General features: G+C 62.2%; 16 protein-coding genes. 4 read left to right on the forward strand and 12 right to left on the reverse strand.

Features of this window, described 5'->3' with window-relative positions; all coding sequences use genetic code 11:
- Positions 1-9 precede the first annotated feature (9 nt).
- A complete protein-coding gene (locus C8D82_RS00365; RefSeq protein ID WP_116882275.1) occupies positions 10-2,721 on the forward strand; it encodes a sugar-binding protein in 2,712 nt (903 codons plus the stop codon).
- Between the two features lie 3 nt (positions 2,722-2,724).
- Here C8D82_RS00365 and C8D82_RS00370 read toward each other — a convergent pair whose 3' ends face one another.
- From C8D82_RS00370 to C8D82_RS00395, 6 genes are all read right to left on the reverse strand, one after another.
- A complete protein-coding gene (locus tag C8D82_RS00370; RefSeq protein ID WP_165832728.1) occupies positions 2,725-5,121 on the reverse strand; it encodes a protein kinase domain-containing protein in 2,397 nt (798 codons plus the stop codon).
- Between the two features lie 22 nt (positions 5,122-5,143).
- A complete protein-coding gene (locus C8D82_RS00375) occupies positions 5,144-6,226 on the reverse strand; it encodes an FtsW/RodA/SpoVE family cell cycle protein (RefSeq protein WP_116882277.1) in 1,083 nt (360 codons plus the stop codon).
- Positions 6,223-6,933, reverse strand: coding sequence for a penicillin-binding protein 2 (locus tag C8D82_RS00380; protein WP_116882278.1), 711 nt, complete (start codon positions 6,931-6,933; stop codon positions 6,223-6,225). Before C8D82_RS00380 ends, C8D82_RS00375 begins: the two co-directional genes overlap by 4 nt.
- A gap of 85 nt (positions 6,934-7,018) precedes the next feature.
- Positions 7,019-8,674 carry an ATP-binding response regulator gene (locus C8D82_RS00385; RefSeq protein ID WP_165832729.1) on the reverse strand — a complete coding sequence of 552 codons (1,656 nt, stop codon included), beginning with the start codon at positions 8,672-8,674 and terminating at the stop codon, positions 7,019-7,021.
- 34 nt (positions 8,675-8,708) lie between these two features.
- Positions 8,709-9,701, reverse strand: a complete 993-nt coding sequence (locus tag C8D82_RS00390; protein WP_116882280.1) for a serine/threonine-protein kinase — start codon at positions 9,699-9,701, stop codon at positions 8,709-8,711.
- Between the two features lie 2 nt (positions 9,702-9,703).
- Positions 9,704-10,513, reverse strand: a complete 810-nt coding sequence (locus C8D82_RS00395) for an MBL fold metallo-hydrolase (protein ID WP_116882281.1) — start codon at positions 10,511-10,513, stop codon at positions 9,704-9,706.
- A 178-nt stretch (positions 10,514-10,691) separates the two neighbouring features.
- Between C8D82_RS00395 and rpoN the strand changes: the two genes are divergently transcribed.
- Positions 10,692-12,110: an RNA polymerase factor sigma-54 gene (gene rpoN, locus C8D82_RS00400; RefSeq protein WP_116882282.1), complete on the forward strand. Its 1,419-nt coding sequence runs from the start codon at positions 10,692-10,694 to the stop codon at positions 12,108-12,110.
- Positions 12,111-12,218: 108 nt separating this feature from the next.
- Here rpoN and C8D82_RS00405 read toward each other — a convergent pair whose 3' ends face one another.
- Genes C8D82_RS00405 through C8D82_RS00420 form a run of 4 tightly spaced genes read right to left on the reverse strand, consistent with a single transcriptional unit; the run spans position 12,219 to position 16,328 of the window.
- Complete coding sequence (locus C8D82_RS00405; RefSeq protein ID WP_116882283.1) at positions 12,219-12,665, reverse strand: RrF2 family transcriptional regulator; 447 nt, start codon at positions 12,663-12,665, stop codon at positions 12,219-12,221.
- Between the two features lie 45 nt (positions 12,666-12,710).
- The gene (mutL, locus tag C8D82_RS00410) at positions 12,711-14,702 is read right to left on the reverse strand and encodes a DNA mismatch repair endonuclease MutL (protein WP_116882284.1); all 1,992 of its coding nucleotides are present in this window, start codon (positions 14,700-14,702) and stop codon (positions 12,711-12,713) included.
- Complete coding sequence (locus C8D82_RS00415; RefSeq protein WP_116882285.1) at positions 14,689-15,312, reverse strand: tetratricopeptide repeat protein; 624 nt, start codon at positions 15,310-15,312, stop codon at positions 14,689-14,691. Before C8D82_RS00415 ends, mutL begins: the two co-directional genes overlap by 14 nt.
- Positions 15,309-16,328, reverse strand: a complete 1,020-nt coding sequence (locus C8D82_RS00420; protein ID WP_116882286.1) for an ABC transporter ATP-binding protein — start codon at positions 16,326-16,328, stop codon at positions 15,309-15,311. The genes C8D82_RS00415 and C8D82_RS00420 overlap by 4 nt, the downstream gene beginning before the upstream one ends.
- A 171-nt stretch (positions 16,329-16,499) precedes the next feature.
- Between C8D82_RS00420 and C8D82_RS00425 the strand changes: the two genes are divergently transcribed.
- Both C8D82_RS00425 and C8D82_RS00430 read left to right on the forward strand, forming a co-directional pair.
- Positions 16,500-17,729: a beta-ketoacyl-[acyl-carrier-protein] synthase family protein gene (locus tag C8D82_RS00425; RefSeq protein ID WP_116882287.1), complete on the forward strand. Its 1,230-nt coding sequence runs from the start codon at positions 16,500-16,502 to the stop codon at positions 17,727-17,729.
- 117 nt (positions 17,730-17,846) lie between these two features.
- Positions 17,847-18,398 carry an LOG family protein gene (locus C8D82_RS00430; RefSeq protein WP_116882288.1) on the forward strand — a complete coding sequence of 184 codons (552 nt, stop codon included), beginning with the start codon at positions 17,847-17,849 and terminating at the stop codon, positions 18,396-18,398.
- A gap of 3 nt (positions 18,399-18,401) precedes the next feature.
- Here C8D82_RS00430 and C8D82_RS00435 read toward each other — a convergent pair whose 3' ends face one another.
- Together C8D82_RS00435 and C8D82_RS00440 are read right to left on the reverse strand one after the other, a co-directional pair.
- Positions 18,402-19,127 carry a class I SAM-dependent methyltransferase gene (locus C8D82_RS00435; protein WP_116882289.1) on the reverse strand — a complete coding sequence of 242 codons (726 nt, stop codon included), beginning with the start codon at positions 19,125-19,127 and terminating at the stop codon, positions 18,402-18,404.
- A gap of 113 nt (positions 19,128-19,240) precedes the next feature.
- Complete coding sequence (locus C8D82_RS00440; RefSeq protein WP_116882290.1) at positions 19,241-23,236, reverse strand: fibronectin type III domain-containing protein; 3,996 nt, start codon at positions 23,234-23,236, stop codon at positions 19,241-19,243.

The following is a 23,236-nucleotide window of genomic DNA, read 5'->3' on the forward strand; positions in this document are numbered from 1 at the left end:
AAACAATCAATGAAGCTCAGACTATTTTTCATGGCAATGCTGTTCTCGGCCTCAGCCGTGCTCGCGGCAATGCCGCGGCTTACGGAATCCGGCGTGGAAATCGACGGCGGCACGATGGGGAAATTCATTTTTTCCTATCCGGGTTTCAACACCGGCGGCAAAACAGTCAAGCCGAAAGTCCGGCTGGACGGCGGCAAAGCCGTACTGACCTATCTGGCCGACCGCGCCCCGCGGATCGAACTCACTCTGGACGGCGACCGGCTGCGCGGCAGCATGAAAACCGCCGCCGAAGGCAAGCTCATCTGGGATATGTTCCTGCCGATCATGTTCGGCGGCAAGGGGGAATGGGCGTTTGGACCGGACGGAAAAAGCGGCGTGTTTCCGAAAGAGCAGCCCTCCAAGCCGCATCTCGTCCAGCTCCACGGCTCCTGGTTCCGCCTCACCGATCCTCAAAGCGCCGAATCCATCGTCATCACTCTGGACGGCAAGGGCTTCTGGCAGCTTCAGGACAACCGGGAGTGGAAGTGGAAAATCTTCCAGCTCATCCTCTACACCGATGTCTATCCCGGCTGCACGCAGGAGTTTACACTCACTTTCAGCTCGAAACAGCCCGAAGCCGTCCCGGTCCGGGTCGACCGTTTCGGCCAGCCGAAGAATCTCGACTTTCCCGGCAAGATCACCGATGAGGCGCAGTTGAAAGCCGACATCGCCGCCGACCGCGCCTATTACGGTTCGCTGCGGCCGCCCGAAACCGCGCCGTGGGGCGGCATGGCCGGAAGCCGCGGAAAATTCAATCTGAAAGCAACCGGTTTCTTCCGGCTGGACAAAGTTCAGGGGCGTGATGTGCTGGTCACGCCGGAGGGCGACCTCTTTTTCCAGCTCGGCGTCTGCACGGTCTGTCCCGGCGACGACCACACCTACATCAAGGGGCGCGAACAGATCTACGAGTGGCTGCCGAAGTATGAAAGCGAATACAAGACCGCTTTCCGGGGACACTGGGCCACCGATTTCTCCTTCTATCTGGCGAACCGCATCCGCAAAACCGGCCGTCCCTATGAACTTGACGAATGGAAGCGCGAGCAGATCAGCCGCCTGCGCAAGTGGGGCTTCAACAGCGACGGTGCTTTCACCACATACACTCCGGTCAATGCAGCCGCTAAATTCGGCCGCACGCCTGGACTTTTCAAAAAGGCGGGACTGGTCGGCGATATCGGCGATCCTTTCAACGAAACCTTCCGCCGGGAACTGGACGAAAATTTCGCCCCGATCGCCGGCTTCAGGGACGATCCGACCATCATCGGCTACTTCATCGCCAACGAGCAGCCCTACGGCGATGTGGCTCGCAAGGTTCCGGGCTTCGACGGCAAAACGGCGGCAAAGCGCGAGCTGGTGAAACTGCTGGAACGCAAATACGGCGCCATCGACCGCTTCAATGTCGCATGGGGCCTGAAAGCCGCCAACTTCGACGCACTGAACGACCTGCCGCTGCCGGTGCAGACCGAGGCGGCGTGGAACGACATGCAGGAATACAGCCGGCACTTCTTCGACGCCTATTTCGGGCTGATCGCCCGGACCTTCCGCAAATACGATCCGAACCACCTGCTGCTGGGCGCCCGCTTCCTGCCCGCCAACATCAGCGTTGAAGCGGCGGTCGAAGCGTGCGGCAAATACTGTGACGTATTCAGCATCAACTACTATTCCCGTTCCATCGAACCGGAATTTCTGGAGAAGATTCACCGGCTCTCCGGCAAGCCGCTGCTGCTTTCCGAATGGAGCTTCGGCACCGCCGAGCAGGGGCTGGCGGGCGGTGTGATCGACGCCCGCAGTCAGACCGAGCGCGGCCAAGCCTACCGCAGCTACGTCGAGGAGGCGGCCGCCCTCCCCTATGTCGTCGGCAGCCAGTGGTTTTCCTACCTCGACCAGGCGTTGACCGGGCGGTACTTCCAGCATTACAACGGCGAGTGCATGAATATCGGTCTGGTCAATGTGGCCGACCGGCCGTTCAAGGAGTTTCTGCATGAGGCGATGAAAACCAATTACCGGATCTACGACCTCAAACTCGGTGCCGTCGAACCTTTCGTGTGGCGCGCCGCCGGCAGTGCCGGAAATCGCACTCCAAAGCGCCTCCAGATTCCGCGCGCCCTGCCCGGCCACAAAGTGGACGGCGTGAAAACCCCGTGGCCGGGCCGTCCCTCGGAGCGGCTCGACGGCTCCTGTCTCGTCACCGGCGCCGAAACCGGCGGAACCGGAGCCGACTTCTGGCTCTGCTGGGATGAGAAGAACCTGTATTTGTATGCCGAAGTTGTCGATTCCACCCCCGCCCGGAACAGCCGCACCGGCGCCGACCTGTGGCAGAGTGACTGCATCGAGCTTTTCACCGGCGGCGAATCTCCCGACCGTTCCGGCCCGCTGCTCTTTTCCGACCGCCAACTGCTGATCTCCGCCGCCCAGCCGAAAGGCGGCAGCTGGTTTGTGAACCAGCCGGTTCAGGCCGGAGTGCAGGCCGTGGTGATCCCGAATGCCGGAGGCTATACGCTGGAGGCGGCAATTCCGTGGGAGGCGCTGCGGATCAAGCCGGAAACCGGCCTCTCGTTCCGGTTCGACCTCGGACTCGACGACAGTGACGACGGGCCCAAACGGCTGCGCCAGTTCATGTGGAGCGGCGTGGCGAACAACAGCGCCGACCGTTCCAACTGGGGAACGGCCACGTTAGTGGATTGAAACTCATCGCCCGGCGGATTTTGCCGGGCTTTTTTCATCATCCGCCGCCTCTCCCGGCAGGGAACGGAAATCCTGAAAAAACTTCATCACCCCTTCCTGACTCAGTTTCTCCAGATAGAACCAGTTCACCGAACGGATATGGCAGAAGGTGTAGACCACCATTTCCCCTTTGGAGTCGCGAGTGACTCTCAAGCCGAACTTGCGCTCTTTCAAGTCGTTCCACAATTCCTCATTATCCAGCTTCGCGAACGTCGGCTCTTCATCGGAAGAGCTGTAGCTGTGCAGCTTGGCGTTTGCGAAATCCCGCGTGGTGGAGACGATGATCTGCCCGGAATCATCCACGATCGCTTTTTCCAGCACATAATCCCCGCTGTTGCCGGAGGAGTGCAGCTCCTCGATCAGCTCCGACAGCGAAATATCCACAGCGCAGACACCGTCGGCCCGCCCCTTCGCCGAATACAGCGGCACGGAACAGGAAATCACCAGCCCGATTTCCGGGATGCCGTCGATGTAAGGCTTCGACCAGACGGCGCGTTCGGCCTCGGGATTTTCCGGGAATCCGTACCAGACGCGGCGGCGCGGATCGTAACCGGCGGGGAAAGCGCCGCTGGCCGGATAGGCCACATACAGACCGTCCGCAAAGCCGAACAATACCCGGATGATCGGCGTACCGTCCAGGAAGGCCGACCGTTTGAGCCGCTCCAGATTGCCGAGGGTGACCTTCGCATTCACCGGACTCTCCAGAATGGTCTGGAGCAGCCGGGGGATAAAGCGCGAGATCGGATCAAGCCGCTCCCGGAGCCGGGCAAGATCGGTATCCGGCGTCGTGTGGTAGGCAACCGCGTCCGGCGAAATCCGGCCGTGATGAAATACCGAATCGACCAATCCGGGACAACCCTTCTCCCGGATTTCCGCCACCGGATAAAAGGCTGCCGAACTGTTGCCGTGCCCGCTTTCCTTGTGCACGTCGTAATCCAGCAGGAACTGCACATCCGCCGCCAGCGCATCGGTCATCTGCTCAAGTTTGGAGAACTGTTCATCCAGCCGGTAACCGGCATGGGTGCTGACCGAATAGGCCATTCCCAGCGCATAGTCCCTTTTGCGCATCTCCTCGGATACCCGGAACTCCCGGTACAGCGAAAACGCCAGCGCTCCCGCGCCGATCAGCAATGCGGTCAGCATCAGGATCAGCGTCATCCGGCGGTGGATATAACACCAGCGTACCGCCTTCATCGCCGGATTGTCCGGATTTGCCCGCACCTCCAGCCCCATCAGACAGCGCCGCAGGTCCTCGGAAAGTTCGCCGATGGTCTGATACCGCTCGTCGCGGCTGGTGGCGGTCGCCTTGCGGATCACCGCTTTCAAATCCCGGTCGATCCGGACGTGGAAGCGATGCTCCAGCGGCTCCATCCGGCCATCCCGGATATTCTCCATCAACTCCTGCACGGAGGAACCGGTGAACGCGCTTTTCAGCGTCACCGCTTCGAACAGGATCACGCCCATCGCAAAGATATCCGCCCGCTGGTCGCAAACCTCGCCGACGACCATTTCCGGAGCGAGGTAGTGGGGAGTCCCGCAGATTCCCTTCTTGCCGTCCGGGGTCTCCGCCTCCTCGGGCTTCTCTCCGATCCGCCGGGCGATCCCCCAGTCCATGATGTAGGTTTCATGGTATTCGCCGATCATGATGTTGGCCGGTTTCAGGTCCCCGTGCATCACGTTGCGGCTGTGCGCGTATTCCAGCGCGTCGCAGACCTTGAGCAGCACATCCAGCCGGAAATGCAGCGACTTTTCCTCATCATAGGCATTGATGCCGTCCAGCCGGTAATGGGTGACGACCTGCTCCAGATAGCTTTTGAAATTCTCGCCGTTCACCAGCTTCATCGCCAGATGCAGGCCATTCTCGCGGTCGGAGTTCAACGCATAAATCGGCACGATCGCCGGATGATCCAGCTGGGCGGTGACCCGCGCTTCCGTCAGGAAAAGGCGGCGCTGCCGCTCCCTGCCGGAAAGCTCGCGCCGCAGGGATTTGATCGCCACCAGCCGCCGCAGCCTGCGGTCGAAGCCGCTGTAGAGCTTCCCCTGTCCGCCCTCGGCGAACTCCCGGCCAAGCTCGTAATTATCTTCGATCAGGTCGAGTCGCTCTTCGTTGCCCAGAAACGCGACCTCCTGCGGAGGCCGTTTGTCGCGCAGCAATTCGATCACGGAACCGACATCCCTGCGTTTCCGGAAGGAGAAGATACGGAACCCAAACAGCCGTTTTTTCCGTTTTCCGCCATTCTCCGCGGCAGAAGCGGCCCGGGACAGCGGTTCCAGCGGAATGGTGCGTTCTCCATCCAGCGCAATCGTGGAGGTATCATCCAGTGGAACCGTTTTTTCCGGATCGAACTCTTTTTCCGTCATATCCAATTTATTCCTTGTCGAATCATTCCGTCTCATTGGCCGCACTCAGCGCGATGCCGAGCAGTAAACAACAGCCGAACAGCGAACTGCCGCCGTAGCTGATCAACGGCAAAGTCAGCCCGGTTGTCGGCAGCAGACATAAATTCACACTGATATGAACCAGCGTCTGGATGCCGACCAGCGCCGCCGCGCCAAGCAGGTAAAGACGCGCTTCCCGCGCCAGCCCGAAGCGGAACGCCAGCAGCAGCAGCGACGCGATCAGGACCGTAAAACAGATCCAGACCGGCAGCACGCCGCACCATCCGAGCGTCTCCGCCATCGTCGCATAGGCCGAATCATTGTAGGCCAAAGGCAAATAGGCGTTGCTCCAGACCGCTCCGCCCAGTTTCGCCCCGAACCACCCGCCGCGCGCGATCGCCAGCTCGAACTGGCGGATATGCCAGCCGCTGCCCAGCGGGTCGAGGTCAGGGTTGAACAGCCCGGTGATCCGCCGCCACGCATACGGATGGCGCCAGACGAAGAGCGCCGCCGTGCCGACGCCCCCCGCCGCCAGCAGCAGCAAATTCCGCCACGAACCGCCCGACAGGAAGTACAGCGAAGCGAAAACGGCCAGATAGATCGCCGCCGTGCCGAAGTCCGGCTGGAGCAGGATCGGCAGCAGCCAGACCAGAGTCAGCAGCGCCCCGCCCCAGAAGCGGAGGTTGTCCGAGCGCAGCTTCGAAAACGCGATCACCAGCGTCAGCAAATAGATTCCCTTTGCCGGCTCCGTCGGCTGAAAGTGGAAACCGCCGAGCCGGAACCAGCCGCACATCCCGTTGACCCGCACTCCGAAAAGCGGCAGCAGCAGCAACAGCCCGAACGCCGCCAGCATCAGAATCCACGCATTGCGGCAGTAAAACCGGAACGGCACCTTCGAAGCTCCCCACATCACCGCCAGCCCGAGAATCAGGAACATCAGCTGCTTCCCTGCCAGCAGAAACGGTTCCGAAGCATGCGACTGGCTGCTCACGATGGTCAGCAGCCCCCAGCCGCCGATCAGGAATGTCATCAGCAGCGCCAGAGTTTCAGGGCCGAGCAACGGCAGTTTGCGACTCCGTCGATTCATTGCTCCGCCTCCTCTCCGGCAGGACGCCGCATCAACGTCTCCAGCGTCACGTCAAGCCTGACGTCTTCGCCCGGAGCCGGTTCCTCCAGCAGCTTCCAACTGCCGGCGATCCAGTTGCGGCGACGGTCCAGCATCACCTCGAACCGCCCGGGCCTGCCGCGCAGCCGGGCGTCGAACTCGGCTTCCAGCCCCGATGCGCCGACCAGTTCGCCGTTTTCCCTTTTTACCGTGCCCAGACGGCTCCGCGCCGCCGGGTTGCTGACCGCGATCCGCTCCACGCGCGATTCGATGCGGAAGGCGCGGTTGTTCTTCACTACCGGCTCCAGCGCCAGCAGCTCCGCGGGAGCGAGGTCGCGCTTGAGCAGCATCGGCGTCCCCGTTCCGGCTTCCGGAATTTTCAAATCCTTCACGGTTTTCCGGACCGCGTCAAAGGTTTCATCCTCCGGCGTCATGCCTTCCGGCAGCGTCAGATAGAGGTCGAAGTAACGCTCGCTCCAGACCAGCGTGCGCCCGGCGCGGTCCAGAATCCGGCCGCGCATCGCCGGGAGCGTACCGTGAAAGCGGGCCATCTTCTCCCCTTGCGCAATATACTCCGCGCTGCGCGGGCCGGCCAGCCAGACCGCGCGTAACAATGCCGCCGCCGCCCACGCCAGAAGCAGCGAAAAGAAAATCACGGCCCGAAACCGCCAGGAATCCCCTCCGCTCATCGTCCTCCTCCCGTCACTTTACGCACCGTCACCGGCGGAACCGGCAGCATCCAGCGTCCGCCCCCTCCGCCGCCATCACTCTCCGTCACGGTCTGTTTGCATATCCCCGGCTGTGAACATGGCCGCCGGCCTGGTGCAGCAATTTCGCCAGCAGCGCGTAATTGAGCGGGAAGGTCATCCCCCACGCCCTCCCCAGTTCACGCAGTTGCCGGAACCGCTCTTCAGAGAGGCGCGGCACCACCACCACCGCCGGAACCTCACGCCGCCCGGCCGCCCGGCGCAGCTGGACGACCAGCTCCACCGGATCGCAGGTGCGGAAAGGAGCCACCAGCACGAAACCGTCGTAATCCCCCTGCTCCGCCTCCTTCTGCATCGCCTCGGCTGTATCCACTGCCGTCACCGAGATCAGCTCCGCCCCGAGAATCCGTTTCAAAATAAAAACCTCGTCGGTATTGTCGTCGCCCAGCAGGATTTTCATCGGCGTACAGCTTCCCTCCGGCTCCTCAGAGCTGCCGTCCGGCTCCGACTGGCTCGACCGGCTGCTGCGCCAGTTGCCGGCCCGATTTTCAGCGGAATCGACCGTGCAGTCCTTTTCATCCAGTTCCAGCCGCAGGATGGAATACGCTTCCGGAGTACTCTCGACTTCGAGGCGGCAGCCGATTCTGGTCGCGATATCGCCGACGAAGCAGAGCCCCAGCACGCCGAGACTCTCCGAAGTCGGGTAAAGCATCGACGGATCGGCGTTTTTGCGGTGTTCCAGATAGATCCGGGCCAGCTCCTCGCGGCAGACGCCGTGATGGCTGTCGCGAACCTCGAAAATCACCCGGTGACGCTCCGAATAACACGAGAGCACCACCGTTTCCCCCGGAGCCGACGCCCGGGCGACAGCCCGGATCAGGATGTTCATCAACTGGAACAGCAGCTCCCGGTCGGTCCGCACTCCCTGCGGCGCACTGGAGGAAAAATGGTTGACCAGCGTCATTTCGCGCGCCTGAAGCGACAGGGTGCTGCGCTCCGTCAGCTCCCGCAGGAAATCCGCCGTATTGAAAGATTCCAGATGGAGCACGCTCCATCGCTCGCGCGACAGCGAACCGATGTCGTCCATCCGGTCCACCCGCCGCGACAACGAACCGATCCGCTTGCCGATCACATCCAGAATGCGCAACTCCTCGCCGTCCGGTGTACGCCCCTCCTCGATCCCCTGCTTCAGCACCAGCGCCATCCCCTTGATGATGCTCAAAGGCTGCCGCAGCTCCGGCAGCATTCCGGTCAGGATGCGCAGCTGCAGCAGGTCGTGCCGCTCGATTTCGCGCTTCACCTCGGCTTCGCGCGCGAGGCTCAGCTTGAGCTTGCCCTGCAGATTCTGCTGCCGGTCCCGCAGGAAGTTCAGCGCGGCGTGCAGCGAACCGATTTCGTCGGCCTCCTGCTCGATCGCCGCCAACGGCTGGGGCATATCGCCGCCCGCGAGATGGTCGGTGAATTCCGCCATCCGCCGGACCGGTTCGACCACATTCTTCAGCAGTCGCAGGCACCCCAGCATCATGGTTCCGAACACTCCCAGCAGGCCGATCAGGGTCACCAGCGGCAGCGCGTCGCCGAACCGCAGCTCCGTAACGCCGAAAATTCCGCCGAAGAACCGGACCGTCTCACTGCCGCCGAAAATAAACAGCGGAATCACGGCAAACGCGGAAAAAAATCCCGCGACACAAAGAAAGGTGATGACTTTTTTTCTGATATTCATATCCTGCCTTGGTTTCAATTCCCGAGGGTATTCTTCACCGCCTGAACCAGCCGGAAAGTTTCCGGACCAATCCTTCGCCTTCATCTTTTCCTTCCGTTTCCGGCACCGCCGCCAGTTTCAGCCCGGCGATGATCTCCCGGTATTCGGGACGCTGTTCGGGCAGATAGCTGAGCATCCGGCCGACCAGCGCCGAAAACTCCGGCGTCACTTGCTTATTCACCTTGCACAGCTCCGGGTAATGCGGATTCGCGCGCCGGTCGAGCAACTCCTCCGGCGTTCCCTTCACGCCGAACGGCACCAGCTTCGTCATCGCCTCGTAAATCGTCACGCCGAGGCTGAAAATATCGCCGCGGTAATCCTCGCCGCCGTAAAGCAGCCGCTCCGGGCTTACATAGCCGGGGCTGGCCCAGCCGTCGCACAGCGTCAACGCATCTCCGGTTTCCCGGACGTCCGCCAGGTCGAAATCCCCCAGCTTCGCCTCCCATTCCGAGGTCAACAGGATATTGCCCGGCTTGATGTCGTGATGCACGACGCTCTGCTGCCGCAGCGCAAACTCCAGCCCTTCCGCGATATTGGCCATCCAGCCGGCGGTCATCGAAACGTCGGCCAGGCCGTCCCGCCGGAGCAGCTCCTCGACGCTGCCGTTCTCCATATAACGCATCACCAGAAACGGCCGGCCTTCGGCCACGCCGCAGTTATAGATCGGAATCACGCCGGGGTGGTTGATCTTCGCGACCAGCTTCGCTTCTTCCAGAAACCGCCGCCCGCCGTCATTTTCTTCGCTCTCCTCGTTCAGGATTTTGACCGCGACGCGGCGCGCCAACTCCGGCTCCAGCGCCCGGTAGACTTTGGACATGCCGCCGATGCCGCAAACCTTCTCCAGCAGATAGCGGTCGAACCGCTTCGGGACCCGGAGCACGGTGCCGCACTCCGGGCACTCCACATGGCTGAACGGCTCCAGGTCGGTCACGTCCAGCTTCGCGTGGCAGTTCCGGCAGAACACCTTGATCGCATCCTGTTGCGCCATGCCTAACACCCCGCCTTCAGCGCCGGCAGCTCCGGCTCCAGTTCAAAGGTTCCGAGCGGATGGTCCTGCTCGATGATCCCGAATTCGATATCGGTACGCCCCAGCTCAGCGAGGCGGCGCTCGAACAGCGGCCGCACGATTTCAATTGAGTTGCACTCGCTGCTCAGGTGAGCCAGCAGCAGCAACTGCGTGCGCGGAGTCAGCAGATAGTCCAGCGCCGCGCAGGCCGCCATGTTGTCGAGGTGACCGTGCCGCCCCAGAATCCGCCGTTTCAGATAGAGCTGCCGGTCGGAATCGCGCAGCATCTGCGCATCGTAATTGCTCTCCAGCACCAGCGCGTCGCAGTCGCTGAGCCGCTGCATCGCCAGCATATTGATATCGCCGAGGTCGGTCGCGATGCCGATCTTCAGGCCTTCGCGCCGGATCACGAAGCCGACCGGGTTGACCGCGTCGTGCTGAACCGCGAACGGCTCCACCCCGAAGCCCCCGATCTGGAACTCCCCGCCCGGCTCGAACTCCAACACCCGCACCGGCAGCTTGCCTTTCTTGCGCAGGAAGTTCGCGGTCAGCGAGGAGGTGCATAAGGGGATGTCGAATTCGTCGCAGAACACCCGGCATCCTTTGGAATGGTCGTCGTGTTCGTGGGTCAGCAGCGCCGCCTTGATCTCCTCGGCATTAAGACCGAGAGTCCGCAGCCGGCAACAGGTCTCCTTTCTGGAAAAACCGACATCCACGATAATCGACCCGTCCCCGCAGGAGAGGACCAGCGCATTGCCTTTGCTGCCGCTGCCCAGCGCACTCAATCTGACCATTTTCTTAAAAAGCTCCTGAAAACTCCGAATTTCCGTCCGGAATCAAAAAATCAGCAAAATAAAACCGAAACGACTGGAAAAAAGCTGTTTTGAAATTTAAATTCTAATAAGGTAAAATTCAAACCGCAATCAGGTTCAATACAGCTTTTTTAATCATTATTTTCGATAATATACACGCATGCCGGGAAATCAGCAAACATTATCCACCACACTTCGCCAGGAACAGCAGCTTTCCGCCCGCCAGCTTCAGTCGCTGGAGCTTCTGAATCTGCCCGCCCTCGAACTCGAAGAACGGCTCACCCAGGAGCTGGCCGCCAATCCGCTGCTGGAAGCCGAAGTGCAGTCCGAACCCGTGGAACTTCCCGCGCAGCCGGAAGCTCCCGAAAAGGAAGATGAAAGCACGCTCGACGAGCGCGCTGTGGAAAACGAGGAGTGGGCCGACGAACTGCCGATGCCGCCCGGCACCGGGGAAGCCGGCTTCACCAACGAAGAAAACGACTTCATGCTCAACTCGCTCTCCGACGCCCCGACGCTGCAGGAACAGCTGTTTTCGGAACTGGCGACCTGTGATGCGACGCCCGAAGTCCGGCGGCTGGCGGAGGAGATCATCGGCTCGATCGACGACACCGGTTATTTCCGCAGCACTCCCGCCGACCTGGCGATGAGTGAAAACGCCGAGCTGGCCGACGCCGAAGCCGCACTGAAACTCGTGCAGAGTTTCGATCCGCCCGGCGTCGGCTGCCGCGACCTTGCCGAATGCCTGAAGCTGCAGCTGGAGCGCACCGGAGAACTGACGCCGCTCTACCGGGAAATTCTCGACCATCACCTTGAGGAGATCGCCCGCAACCACCTGCCGCAACTGGCCCGGACGCTTCGCATATCACTGGAGGAATTGAACCGGTGCCTTGCACGGCTGCGGCGGCTGAATCCCTATCCGGGGTCGGCGCTGGCGCCGGAACACGCCGATTTCGTAATGCCCGAGGTGTCGATTGTGCGCGGAGCCGACGGAGAATACGAGGTGGCGCCCCGCCGCAACGGCATGCCGCGGCTCTTTCTGGCCGAACGGTATCTGAAGCTGCTGGAAACCCCGGACCTGCCGACGGCGGACAAGGCGTATCTGCGCGACAAGCTCCAGCAGGCCCGGGAGCTGATGCGCGCGCTCGACCTGCGCCAGAGCACCATCGTCCGCATCGCGGGCGTGATCGTCGCGACCCAGCGCGACTTCCTCGACAACGGCGTGGCGGCGCTGAAGCCGCTGACCATGAAACAGGCGGGCGAAATGCTCGAACTGCACGAAACCACCGTCAGCCGGGCGGTAGCCAACAAGTATGTGGAGACGCCGCAGGGGATTTTTCCATTCAAGTTCTTTTTCACCGCCGGTTTCACCGGGGAGGACGGCACCTCCGTCTCCAACCGGGCCGTGATGGAGAAGATCAAAGAACTGATCGACAAGGAGAATCCGGCCAAGCCCCTCTCCGACGAACAGCTCGCCCAGATGCTGAAAGCCGGGGGCCTCGCGGTCGCCCGGCGCACCGTCGCCAAGTACCGCGAAGGGATGAACATCCCCTCATCGTCGCTGCGCCGCAAGCACATGTGAGCGGACAGGGAGGTTCGGTGCCTGCCCTCCGGGCAGCTTGTCTGTTATTGCGGCAATGCAAAGTCGAACATAAACCAAAGACGCTTTGCGTCGCAGGAGCAAGCCCCCTCAGATGCAGTAATCGAGGAATTCGCCGTCGCCGTTTTTGGCGCGGTAACGGTCGATGATCTCCTGAAGGGTGATTTTCTGCAATGCCTCACGAATCTGATTGTTGAGTTCCGTCCAGATTTCGCGGGTGACGCACGAAGCGATACGCGGACAACAATCGCGGGCGGAGACGCAGTCGACGATGCTGACCGGTCCTTCCATCACTTCAACCACATCGAGCAGCGTGATCTCCTTCGGTTCGCGGGAGATGCGGTAGCCGCCTTTGGAGCCGCGGATCGATTTGACCATGCCCGCCTTGCGCAATTCGATAATCAGGCGGCTGATGTACTTTTCGGAAATATGCTGGGATTCGGAGATGTCACGGATCATCCGCGGCTTCTCAGAATCGTTCAGCGCCAAATCCAGCAGGATGCGCAGACCGTAACGGCCCTTGGTCGAGATTTTCATACTGCGTTTCTCTGTTTATGATTTTATGAAATAAATTGACTGTTTTCACCGGCGTCCGAACCGTTTTTCGATCTCTTTGAAGGTAACGGTCACCATAGTCGGGCGGCCGTGGGGACAGAGCGTCCCCTGACGGCACTCGCCGAGCTGCCGCAGAAGCTCGCGCGCTCCCTCCGGCGAAAGCCGGTCGTGCGCCTTGATCGCGGCGTGACAGGCGGCGCGGGCGACGTACTCAAGCTCCACCGGCATCTTGTTGGCCATATTGTCCAGAAGCTCCTGAAGCATATCCGGAATCAGTTCATTCAGCGGCCGGTGCGTCGGCATCTCCATCGGCAGCGCATTGAGCATGACCGAGGTGCTGCCCATCGGTTCGATGTCGAAGCCCAACACCTCGAACACCTTGCGGTTGCGCAACAGCAACGAGCTCATCGTCGCGGGAAGCTCCAAAAGCTGCGGCAGCAGCAGCGGCTGAGCCGGAACTCCGGTCCGGGCCGCCTTCAACAGATGTTCGAACATGATCCGCTCATGGGCCGCGTGCTGGTCGATCATCACCAACCCGGTGCGGCCGGCGCACAGAATATAGGTGTCATCCAACACGCCCAGGATTTCGGTCGGCCAATCCCCGTTGAAGGGAGCGTCCGGATAGATGTGCTTTTCCGGCGGCACCTCGCGCGGCTGCGGCGCCTCCGGCGGCGGATCATTCAGGAACAACGGCTTTGCGCCGGGTGGAAGCTCCGCATCCGGTGCCGATTCCGTTGCCGCTGCTTCCGGCGACTCCTCAAGTTCACGGACCGGCGACGGAGAAAAACGCGGCACCGGCGGCGACGCAATGGCCGGAACAGAGCGGGACGGCGACGGTTCCGGTTCAACCGGCGACTCCTCCTTCACCGCCGGCGGTTCCGGCGGCACAACGGAGGAGGGTATTGCAAACTCCTGCTGCTCAGTGTCCCGGACGGTATAGGAGATCTTGGCGCTGTCCAGCACCAGATGGAGGGGAACCTGACCGGAAAGCGGCAGATTTTCCGCCTCATCATTCAAGTAATCCACTTCGCGGGAGCGCTTCAATGCTTTGGAGACCGCGGCGGTCACCGCCCGGCTGATCGCGTATTCATGCTTGAACCGCACCTCCCGTTTCGCCGGATGGACGTTCACATCCACCTCCTCCGGCGGCATTTCAAGGTACAGGATCACCGGAGGGAAACGGCCCGGCTCATTCAGCGTCGCATATCCTTCGCGGATGCCGCGGTAGAGCGTCGGGGATTCGACCGCGCGACCGTTGATGAACGTGCGCTGCTCCTTGCGCGAATTGCGTGTGAAGCCCGGTGAAGCGACGAATCCGGTCACACGGATGTCGTTTTCGGCATGATCGACCGGCCACATCGCATCCGCGAACTGCCGCCCGAAAAACTCACGGATCCGCGCCTCGGCGGTCGACGAGGCCGGAGAGTTGAAAACCAGCCGGCCATCCATGCGCAGCTCGAAGCCGACCTCATGGCGCGGCAAAGCCATCGACAGGACCATCTCCTCAATATGGTGCGCCTCGGTAGCGGGGGCCTTCAGGAATTTGCGGCGCGCCGGAGTGTTGAAAAAGAGGTCGCGCACCTGCATCACCGTCCCGACCGGACAACCGGCGGGCGCGGCTTCCAGCAGCCTGCCGCCTTCGACCCGCACCCGGGTGCCCTCCAGCATGTCGGAAGTCCGGGTCTGGATGGAAAAGCGGCTGATCGACGCGATCGACGGCAGCGCCTCCCCGCGAAACCCCAGCGTGGTGATCCGGTCGATATCCTCTTCGGTGAAAATTTTGCTGGTGCCGTGCGGTTCGATGCAGAGCAGCGCGTCGTCGCCGTCCATGCCGGAGCCGTCATCCTCCACGGAAATCAGCCTGGAACCGGCTTTTTCAATTTCAATGCGGATATGCCGGGCGCCCGCGTCGATCGCGTTCTCCACGAGCTCCTTCACTACGGAGGCGGGACGCTCGATCACCTCTCCGGCGGCAATCCGGTTGCTGAGCTGTTCGGACATCACTTTAATCTTGCTCATCGGTAACCTCGCTTTGCACTGGGGCAACCCAATTGTTTCGCGGAATACAGATCACGTCGGGCGGCAAGGAGGAGTTACCCTTACTGTTTTCCACAGCCCGCAGGTAATATTCTTCTGCCTTATCCATACGGCCGAGTTCGCGGTAAGCCCGGCTGATATTGTACTCGAAATACGGGGTCTTGCCGTCCTTCCGCAATGCCCGCAGCAGCTCGGTGATGCCCGCCTCGATGTTGCGCATCCGGATCAGTGTCATCCCGAGATTGTTGCGCGCGGCGGCGTCCCCGCCGTTGCGGATCAGAAAAAAACGGAACAGATCGGCGGCCCGATCATACTGGCCGTTTTCATAGCAGCACACGGCCAGCAGCCGCTGGGCGCTGACGTTGTCCGGCTCCAGCTTCAGCAGACGGCTCAGCACCCGCTCCGCCTCCAGAAATTTCCGCCCCTGAATCAGCGTATTCGCTTGACTGCGCAGCTGCCACGCCAGCTTCGCCTGGGACGACGAAAGACTCTGCGGCGCGGAAGCCGGACCGTCGTAAGTCCAGATCACAATGCCTGTCGCCGCGACGATCATCGCCAGCAGGAAGGCCGGAATGAGAAAACGGCGGTTCATCGCTGCGGCCGCCTCCGTCCGTCACCGGCGAAGTGGCAGGCGCAGCGGTGGCCGGGCGAAAGCACGCGGCTTTCCGGCGGCACCTCCCGGCAGCGGCGCTGCGACTCCGGGTCCAGCTGCGCGCAAAGCTCGCAGCGGTCGCTGAACCGGCAGCCCGCCGGAAAGTGTTCCGGCGGCGGCACATGCCCCGGGATCGTTGAAAGCCGCCCGGACTCCCCGCCGAGATGCGGCACCGCCCGAAGCAACGCCAGCGTATAGGGGTGTTTCGGCTGCTCCACCAGCTCCCGCGCCGTCGCGTATTCGACGATATTGCCCGCGTACATCACCGCGACATGATCCGCCAGCTGCGCGACGATGCCGAGGTTGTGGGTGACCAGAATCACCGCCATTTCGCGCTCACGCCGGATATGGTCGATCAATTCCAGTATCTGCGCCTGAATCGTCACGTCGAGCGCGGTGGTCGGCTCGTCGGCGACCAGCAGGTCGGGATTTCCGGCCAGCGCCATCGCGATCATCACACGCTGCTGCATCCCGCCGGACATCTCATGCGGAAAGGCGTCGATCCGCGTCTCCGGCGCCGGAATCCCGACGTCCTTCAGCAGCTCGATCACTTTGGAACGCACATCGGCAACCTCAGGCCGGTGCAGCTCCAGCACCTCGGCGATCTGGTCGCCGACCCGGAAAACCGGATTCAGCGACACCGAGGGTTCCTGAAAAATATAGGCGATTCCGCCGCCGCGGATCTTCCGGAGCCGCCGCGGGGGAAGCCGGAAAAGGTCGACCCGTTCCCCTTTCCCCGTCTTAAATTCGACACAGTCGGCGGAGGCGAAAGCCGGCGGCGACGGCAGCAGCCCGGTCAGCGAAAGACAGCTGATGCTCTTGCCGCACCCAGATTCGCCGACCAGCGCCAGGATTTCCCCGCGGGAAACCTCAAAGGAGATCCGGTCCACCACCGGCAGCATGCGCCCCCCGGAGCGGAACCGGATCGAAAGATTCTGCACATTCAATAACGCCATGACAACCACTTTCTCCTGTTCATAATGGAATATAACACGAAAATCAAGGATATTCCACAATATTTTCCTCCGAAAGCAGTAGAAAATCCCGGAAAAACGGTCTATATTACCATGAGCTTATATCAATAATAGTAAACGCGGCCTGCCGGGCCGAATATTCTGCGAGGACTCATGGAAAGAGTTTTTATCACGGGCCGGGGGCTGGTCACTCCGCTCGGAAATTCACTTGAAGTCAACGAAGCCGCGCTGCGGTCCGGGGCCAGCGGCCTTTCACAGGTGCCGGAATTCCTGGAACACCGGCTCGAAAGCGTCGTCGGCGGCGTTGCCGGCGAGGGACTCACCACACCCCTGATCGACCGCAAGCTGTTGCGCTTTGCTCCGCCCACCGCCGTGATGTCGGTGGTGGCGGCCACGGAAGCATTCGCCGAAGCGGAAATTCCGCTGGAATCCCTGCGGGAACGGAAAATCGCCATCATCGGCGGCACCGCCGGCAGCAATTACCGCGAAGTGTTCCAGAATGTGGACGACTATATCCGCAGCGATTACCGGCTGCGCCGCGTTTCCCCCTATTGTGTGCCGCGGGTAATGCCTTCCTCGGCCATCTCCAACCTCTCGCTGATCTTCGGGATCACCGGGGAGTCCTACGATATTTCAGCCGCCTGCGCGTCCAGCGCTCTGTCGATTCTGATGGCGGTGCGTTTGATCCGCGCCGGCATTTACGACATGGTGCTGGCCGGCGGCGCGGAGCAGATCGACTGGGTACAGGCGCTCGGCTTTTGCGCATGCCGCGCCCTGTCGAGAAAATACAACGATACGCCGGAACTCGCAAGCCGCCCCTTTGACCGGGACCGCGACGGCTTCGTGCTGGCCAGCGGCGCAGCCTACGTGCTGCTCGAATCCGAACGCAGCCTGAAAGCGCGTGGCGTCCGGCCGATCAGCCAGGTCTCCGGTATTGCGGCGAACAGCAACGCGCATGACATGGTCGTGCCGGATGCGGCCGCCTCCGCCGCCGTGATCCGCGAAGCGATCGCGGACGCCGGCCTGAAGCCGGCCGATATCGGTTACGTGAATACCCACGGCACCGGCACTCCCGTCGGCGACCCGCTGGAGCTGGCGGCCATCCGTGAAGTGATCGGCTCCGGCGCGGCGATCAACAGCACGAAATCGCAGACCGGGCACATGGTCGGCGCCACCGGAGCGGCGGAGGTGATCTTCTCCTCGCTGATGCTCGAACGCGACTTCCTTTCGCCGTCGATCAACCTCGACAATCCCGATCCGGAATTCGGCTGGGCGGACCTCGTGCGCGAATGCCGTACCGGCACGAAGATCCGCCACGCGCTGTCGAACAGCTTCGCCTTCGGCGGCAGCAACGCGGCAATCGTGATTTCCGACTGCAAATAACACAGCGGCTTAAAAATGCGGATGCTTCCGAAAGTCCGCCTGGCCTCGGGGGGCTGGAAATTAACGGTAATTCGATGATTTCCAACTCCCTGATCGTTTTCGGAAAGGTGAAAAGCAATGGGAAAAATCAGGAATATCGCAGTATACTGCGCCTCGCTGCCTGGGAATAACCCGGCCTACTGCAATGCGGCGGCGGAGCTCGGCAAGCTGTTGACGGAACGCGGCATCGGCCTTGTCTACGGAGGCTCCGACTGCGGCACCATGAAAGTTCTGGCGGAAGCGGTGCTGGCGAATCATGGAAATGCGACCGGAATATTCCCGGAAGGCTTCCGCGCGGAACTGCTCCATCCCGGCCTCACCCGTTCCATCATGGTGAAAGACCTCGCGGAACGCAAGGCGAAAATGCTCGAACTGGCCGACGCGGCGATCGCGCTGCCCGGCGGTTTCGGCACCTTCGACGAACTGTTCGACGCCTATTGCCTCTACAAGCTCGGTTATCACCGCAAGCCGTGCGGACTGCTGAACATCGCCGGTTATTACAACGGACTGATCCGGTTCATCGCTCACGGCGTCGCCGAAGGGTTGATTTCCCGGGATGACCGCAACCGGCTGCTGACAGCCGGGCAGCCGGGAAAGCTGCTTGAACTGCTCGAAGCCGCCGCCGTCTGAATTCTATATGCTCTTCCACGCGCCGAATGCGGCGAATGACGAATTCTTGTGCAGCAGCTCCACCCGGCTGAAACCGGAGCGGCGCAGCAGTTCCAACTGGTAAGTGACCGGGCGCGGCGAATCCTCCTTCGCGATCGAAGCGGCCACCTTGCCGCGGTATTCCGCGCCGCCGACGGATTCGAGATAGCCGCAATAGCGGTCGAACATCATCCGCTCCACCGCCGGAATTTCATGGCTGATCAGATCGGTGATCCAGACGCTTCCGCCGGGAGCCGTCAGCGCATACAGTTTTTGAAACGCCCGTTCCCAGTCCTCATCGCCGCGCAGGTGGTGCAGTACCGCCGCCGCCAGAATCACATCGAATCCCCGTTCCGGCAGCGTCGTCTCCCGAAAATCCCCCTGGATTCCGGTCACTTTGCCCGCTCCGGCCCGTTTGACCCGTTCGACGGCCCGCTCGACCATCGCCCCGGCCAGATCGACCAGCGTACACTCCGCGCCGGGAGCCAGCTCCAACAGCTTGAGCGTATTGTTACCCGCCCCGCAGCCGATATCCAGAATCCGGCGCACCGGATGTGTGGCAACAGCAGCAGCCCGGGTGATCAGTTCCATCGCCAGCGGCGCGTCGACCGTCGAAACCTGTCCGGTGTGCAGATCGGAGAACCGCTCCACATCGTGCTCGAACCGCTCCCGGATCTCCTCGACACTGCTCTTATTCCGATAGGGCTCCATCCCGCTTCCTCCTTATATTGAATGATGCCATACAATATAACTCCGGCGTCCGCTTATTCAAATTATTTATCAAAATTAATTATAATTAACAAGGAGCTTGCGCACGGCGGCAATCAGTCGGGATAATACAGCGGCGGCACCGCCCCGGCCGGATTGTAAGGCTCCTTCGTGTATTCGCTCCGGCGGCGGAACTTCAGCGGCACCGGCGGCTGCCAGTTCAGCCAGGAGGCCGGATCGGTGTCGCGCAGCTCGCTTTTCACCCCTTCGCCGTTGCCGTTGACCGCGGCGACCGCATACTCCCAGATCTTCCCCTGACAGGGGGCGGGATTGTCGGCGGAGCCGGGGAGACGGCGCGGCGGAACCACGCCGGGAGCCCGGTCGGTAAACTGCCGGTCCGGCCCGGAGTAGACCAATTTCCACACTTCCGTGCCGCGTTCGCGCCGGTAGAGTCGGTAGCCGGTCACGCCGAGGCATTCGCCCCAGGTTGCGCACACCTGACCGTCGCCAGGCTCCAGCAGCAGCCCGTCCGGGTGCTCCGGCGGCCGGTCCGTCACATACAGCGGATACAGCGGCGACGGCGGCGACATGCGGTTGCCGCGCAGCGCGGTCAGACGCAGATGCACCTTACGCCCGTTCGATAAATCCTTCACTTCCAGCGGCGAGGCGCTCCCCTCCGCCGCCGTCGTCCAGCTCGCACCGTTGTCGGAACTGATTTCGAGCCGGTAGCGGTCCGCGCCGCCCGCCGGATTGAAAAAGACCTTCGCGCCGCCGGAAAAGTTCTCCGTGCGCAGCAGCTCAGGACGGGCGGGAGCTGCGGTTCCGGCGGTGTACTCCCACATGTGCCGTCCGGGGGCAACCGCCTTGCCGTCGGCTTCGACGCCGTCGATATGGAGCCTGCCGGGAACTCCGCCGAAGTCGAATTCCACCGCCTGCGGAGCCGTTCCCGCCACTGAGATCACGCCGGAAAGCCCGCCCGACGCGGTCCGGGTCAGCCCGGCGGCGGCGAGGTCGCTGCCGATCCGGATGCCGAGCTTGCCGCTGCGCAGTTCGCCGCTGCCGAAAAGTGCGAGTTCCAGCGACTGATCGCGCCGGTCGCGGACCACTCCGGCGGAACCGGAGAAGCTAACTTGCTTATCCTGATAGTGCAGCGGGCGGGTGGAGCGGAAGAACAGGTCCTTCGACTCCGGCGTCTCCACCGGATACACTCCTTCCGGGTAACGTCCGGTCTTGCGGAAATCGTACAGCTTGTTTTTCAGGAACGGCAACTCCCGCTTCTGCATGGTCGGCAGCTTGAGTTTGCCCTTGCGGTGGGTGACCAGCACCAGATGATCGCCGTTTTTCGGGGTGCCGTCGCGCTGGAAGCCGCGCGCGCTCGGCGTTTCGACCTCGCGCCAGTGATCCTGCCGGATCGAAACCGGATTCAGGAACCAGAAATCCGGGAACTCCCCGTCTTTCGGAATAAACCAGCTGAACCGGGTGTTGCCGCGCACTTTGTCCAGCAGCACGAAATAGTCGCCGCCGACCAGCATCACCGAGCGCGATTCGTACTCCGGCCACGCATAGGCATCCTTTCCGCGACGCGATTCGATGGTCGCCAGCTGGGCCACTCCGAGGTCGAAGAGCGGCTTTTCCAGCACATTGCGGCCGAGCGCGCGGAAAGCGTGCTCCTTCATCACCGCCGCGCCGGAATAACCGTCCACATCGTTGGCCGTATGGTCGCCGGCATCCTCGCGCTCATGGCCGGTCCAGAGCCGCCCGCCGGCGACGTAGTAGAGCGCCCCGGTGGCCCCCTGCCCCGAATTGCCCCAGCGGTAGTTCGGGCCGTCATCCACCTGCGACAGATAGAGGAACACCTCGTCCGGCGTGCCGACGCCGTGCCGCAGGTTCACGCCGTAGCCGGTGTACTTGCTGCTGGCGAGTTCGGGCCGGGTGCCGCGGTTGCCGCCGATACGCGGTGCAAGATGGCTTTTGCCCCAGTCGGTCGAACCGGCGACCTCCTGAAACTCCTCGGCGTCGAGCCAGAGCAGATGTTCGGCGGTCAGCGGCGCGTAATTCCGCAAAAACCAGCCGAAATAACGGACCGTCTGCGGGATCGGCATGGTGGTGCCGGAGCCGTGTGCGCCCTGCGCCGGATAGTTCCGCCGCGCCCGCGCCTCCGTCAGCGGCGGCGGGATCGCCTCGCCGCTGCGGAAATTCTGCCGCCAGTAGGGATCGGGATTCAGCACCGGAGCGGTCACCGAATCGACCATCCAGTTGCCCCGTTCGGCGGTCGCCGGAGTCGCCCAGCGGTTCACGCCGTCGGAGAGGAATCCGGCGATCTGGGCCGGCAGCGTCGGCGCGAGGTGCGCCCAGTTGTACACGCCGAAACTCTCCGTCCAGCGCCCGCCCCGGCTGCCGTATGCCTTCACCGCCGGACGGGTGAAGAAGACGGTGCTGACCTGCCAGTATTTCTGGAAATAGTCCCGCCACTCCTTCGCCATCGGATGCTCCGGGAAGAGATAGGCGACGTGCATCGGCATGGTCCAGCCGTCGGCTGCCATATTCGGGCACCCCGCCAGGCTCGAACGGATCGGGTGCATCGCGTCGTCGGTCAGCAGATAACCGGCGTAGAGTAGCAGCGCGTCGAGCCGTCGGCGGCTTTCCGGCGAAAGTTCCTCTGCAAAGCGCAGGTAACTCTCCGACAACATCCCGTACATATAGCGGTGCTGGATCGAATTCACGCCCGGCCAGGTGTTCAGCCCCTGCGGGTAGAAGACCAGGCTGGAATTCAGCACGAACTTCTCCATGTCGGCAGCGTCCTTGTACTTGCGCCCGTCGAGCGGGCCGGGATCGGGATGCTTCCCGTCATAGGTGAGCTGCCAATCCTTGACCCGGTTCAGGCTCTGCGGACCGTAGAGCTGGCCGAGCAGCTGGTTGTAGCGGAACCGGGTGGTCCTGTAGTTGAAGCGCACGTCGCCCGCCGGTTTCGGCACGTTTTTCCAGTAGTCGCGCTTCAGCGCCTCGACGAACTTTTCGCCTTTCGCGGCGGGCGCGTAGTTCACCGCCAGCGAACGGCCGCCGGTGGTCAGCGGGAAGCTCCACTCCAGCACGCCGTCACGGTAGCGGAAGCCGACCATCAGGTTCCGGGTCGGCTGCCAGATACCGTAGGCCGGGTCGAACCAGCGATTGTAATCACGCACGAAAATCCCCAGTTCATTCCCTTTTTCGGACCAGAAACTCGCGCACGGGAAAATTTCGCGCACGCCGTTGCCGCAGTAGGGGCCGAGCTTCATATACATCGGTTCGCCCGGCTGCTCCACCACGGTCGGGGACCAGTGCGGGTCCTCCTGGATCATCGCGGAAATCATCGGTTCATCGATTTTCGGCCACGCGCCGGCGGCTTCATTCCAGTAGCTCGACTCGGTCGCGAAACGGTACTCGACCGGGAAGCCGGTCCAGCGCGCCGTCATCCGGATTCCGGCGTCAACGGGCAGATTCTCCATCTCCTCGTCGAAGTCGAAGAAATCGTAACCGGCCACGATCCGCAGCGTGACGCGGTAGACGCCGCCGTTCGCGAACTCATAGCTCAGCTGTTCGGTCCGGAAAAGCGGCCCGTTTTCGAGGGTCGCGCGCTTCAGCGACTTCACCGCGAGTTTCGGACTTTTGATCACGCTTTCCCCGATCCAGCCGCCGTCGCCGATACGGAGTCCGGCGAAGGGGCCGGGAACGGTCTCGCCCGGCGCGAAGCCGCGCGCTTCCGGCAGCCGCAACTGAATCGCATCGAATTTCGGAGCGGATGCAGGCGTCCCGGCCTCCAGTGTGAAGTTCCGTTCCGCGCCGGAAGGCAGGTCGCCGAAGAAATTCAGCGTCGCCGACTCCGCCATGACCTGCGACCACTGGACCGGAACCGGTTTGCCCGCCGCGTCCTTCAGCACCAGCTTCGCAAGATCGGTGCCGGGCGCGAAGCGCACCGGATACGACAGCAGCGTACGCGGCCAACGGTAAACCGGAAAATTGATCGCATCCGCATAGTGAATCGGCAGCGGCCTGCCGTTCCAGAAAAGCTCCCCGCCCGCCGCCGCCAGCGACAGCAGCAGAACCGCCGGCGCGATAATCCTGAACAGTTTCAT

The sequence above is a fragment of the Victivallis vadensis genome (assembly GCF_003096415.1).
Classification (GTDB): Bacteria; Verrucomicrobiota; Lentisphaeria; order Victivallales; family Victivallaceae; genus Victivallis; species Victivallis vadensis.

What these genes read in the sequence shown, in the direction of transcription:
- C8D82_RS00365 (WP_116882275.1), top strand. Translation starts at nt 10, where the DNA reads ATGAAGCTCAGACTATTTTTCATGGCAATGCTGTTCTCGGCCTCAGCC.
- C8D82_RS00370 (WP_165832728.1), bottom strand. Translation starts at nt 5,121, where the DNA reads ATGACGGAAAAAGAGTTCGATCCGGAAAAAACGGTTCCACTGGATGAT.
- C8D82_RS00375 (WP_116882277.1), bottom strand. Translation starts at nt 6,226, where the DNA reads ATGAATCGACGGAGTCGCAAACTGCCGTTGCTCGGCCCTGAAACTCTG.
- C8D82_RS00380 (WP_116882278.1), bottom strand. Translation starts at nt 6,933, where the DNA reads ATGAGCGGAGGGGATTCCTGGCGGTTTCGGGCCGTGATTTTCTTTTCG.
- C8D82_RS00385 (WP_165832729.1), bottom strand. Translation starts at nt 8,674, where the DNA reads ATGAATATCAGAAAAAAAGTCATCACCTTTCTTTGTGTCGCGGGATTT.
- C8D82_RS00390 (WP_116882280.1), bottom strand. Translation starts at nt 9,701, where the DNA reads ATGGCGCAACAGGATGCGATCAAGGTGTTCTGCCGGAACTGCCACGCG.
- C8D82_RS00395 (WP_116882281.1), bottom strand. Translation starts at nt 10,513, where the DNA reads ATGGTCAGATTGAGTGCGCTGGGCAGCGGCAGCAAAGGCAATGCGCTG.
- rpoN (WP_116882282.1), top strand. Translation starts at nt 10,692, where the DNA reads ATGCCGGGAAATCAGCAAACATTATCCACCACACTTCGCCAGGAACAG.
- C8D82_RS00405 (WP_116882283.1), bottom strand. Translation starts at nt 12,665, where the DNA reads ATGAAAATCTCGACCAAGGGCCGTTACGGTCTGCGCATCCTGCTGGAT.
- mutL (WP_116882284.1), bottom strand. Translation starts at nt 14,702, where the DNA reads ATGAGCAAGATTAAAGTGATGTCCGAACAGCTCAGCAACCGGATTGCC.
- C8D82_RS00415 (WP_116882285.1), bottom strand. Translation starts at nt 15,312, where the DNA reads ATGAACCGCCGTTTTCTCATTCCGGCCTTCCTGCTGGCGATGATCGTC.
- C8D82_RS00420 (WP_116882286.1), bottom strand. Translation starts at nt 16,328, where the DNA reads ATGGCGTTATTGAATGTGCAGAATCTTTCGATCCGGTTCCGCTCCGGG.
- C8D82_RS00425 (WP_116882287.1), top strand. Translation starts at nt 16,500, where the DNA reads ATGGAAAGAGTTTTTATCACGGGCCGGGGGCTGGTCACTCCGCTCGGA.
- C8D82_RS00430 (WP_116882288.1), top strand. Translation starts at nt 17,847, where the DNA reads ATGGGAAAAATCAGGAATATCGCAGTATACTGCGCCTCGCTGCCTGGG.
- C8D82_RS00435 (WP_116882289.1), bottom strand. Translation starts at nt 19,127, where the DNA reads ATGGAGCCCTATCGGAATAAGAGCAGTGTCGAGGAGATCCGGGAGCGG.
- C8D82_RS00440 (WP_116882290.1), bottom strand. Translation starts at nt 23,236, where the DNA reads ATGAAACTGTTCAGGATTATCGCGCCGGCGGTTCTGCTGCTGTCGCTG.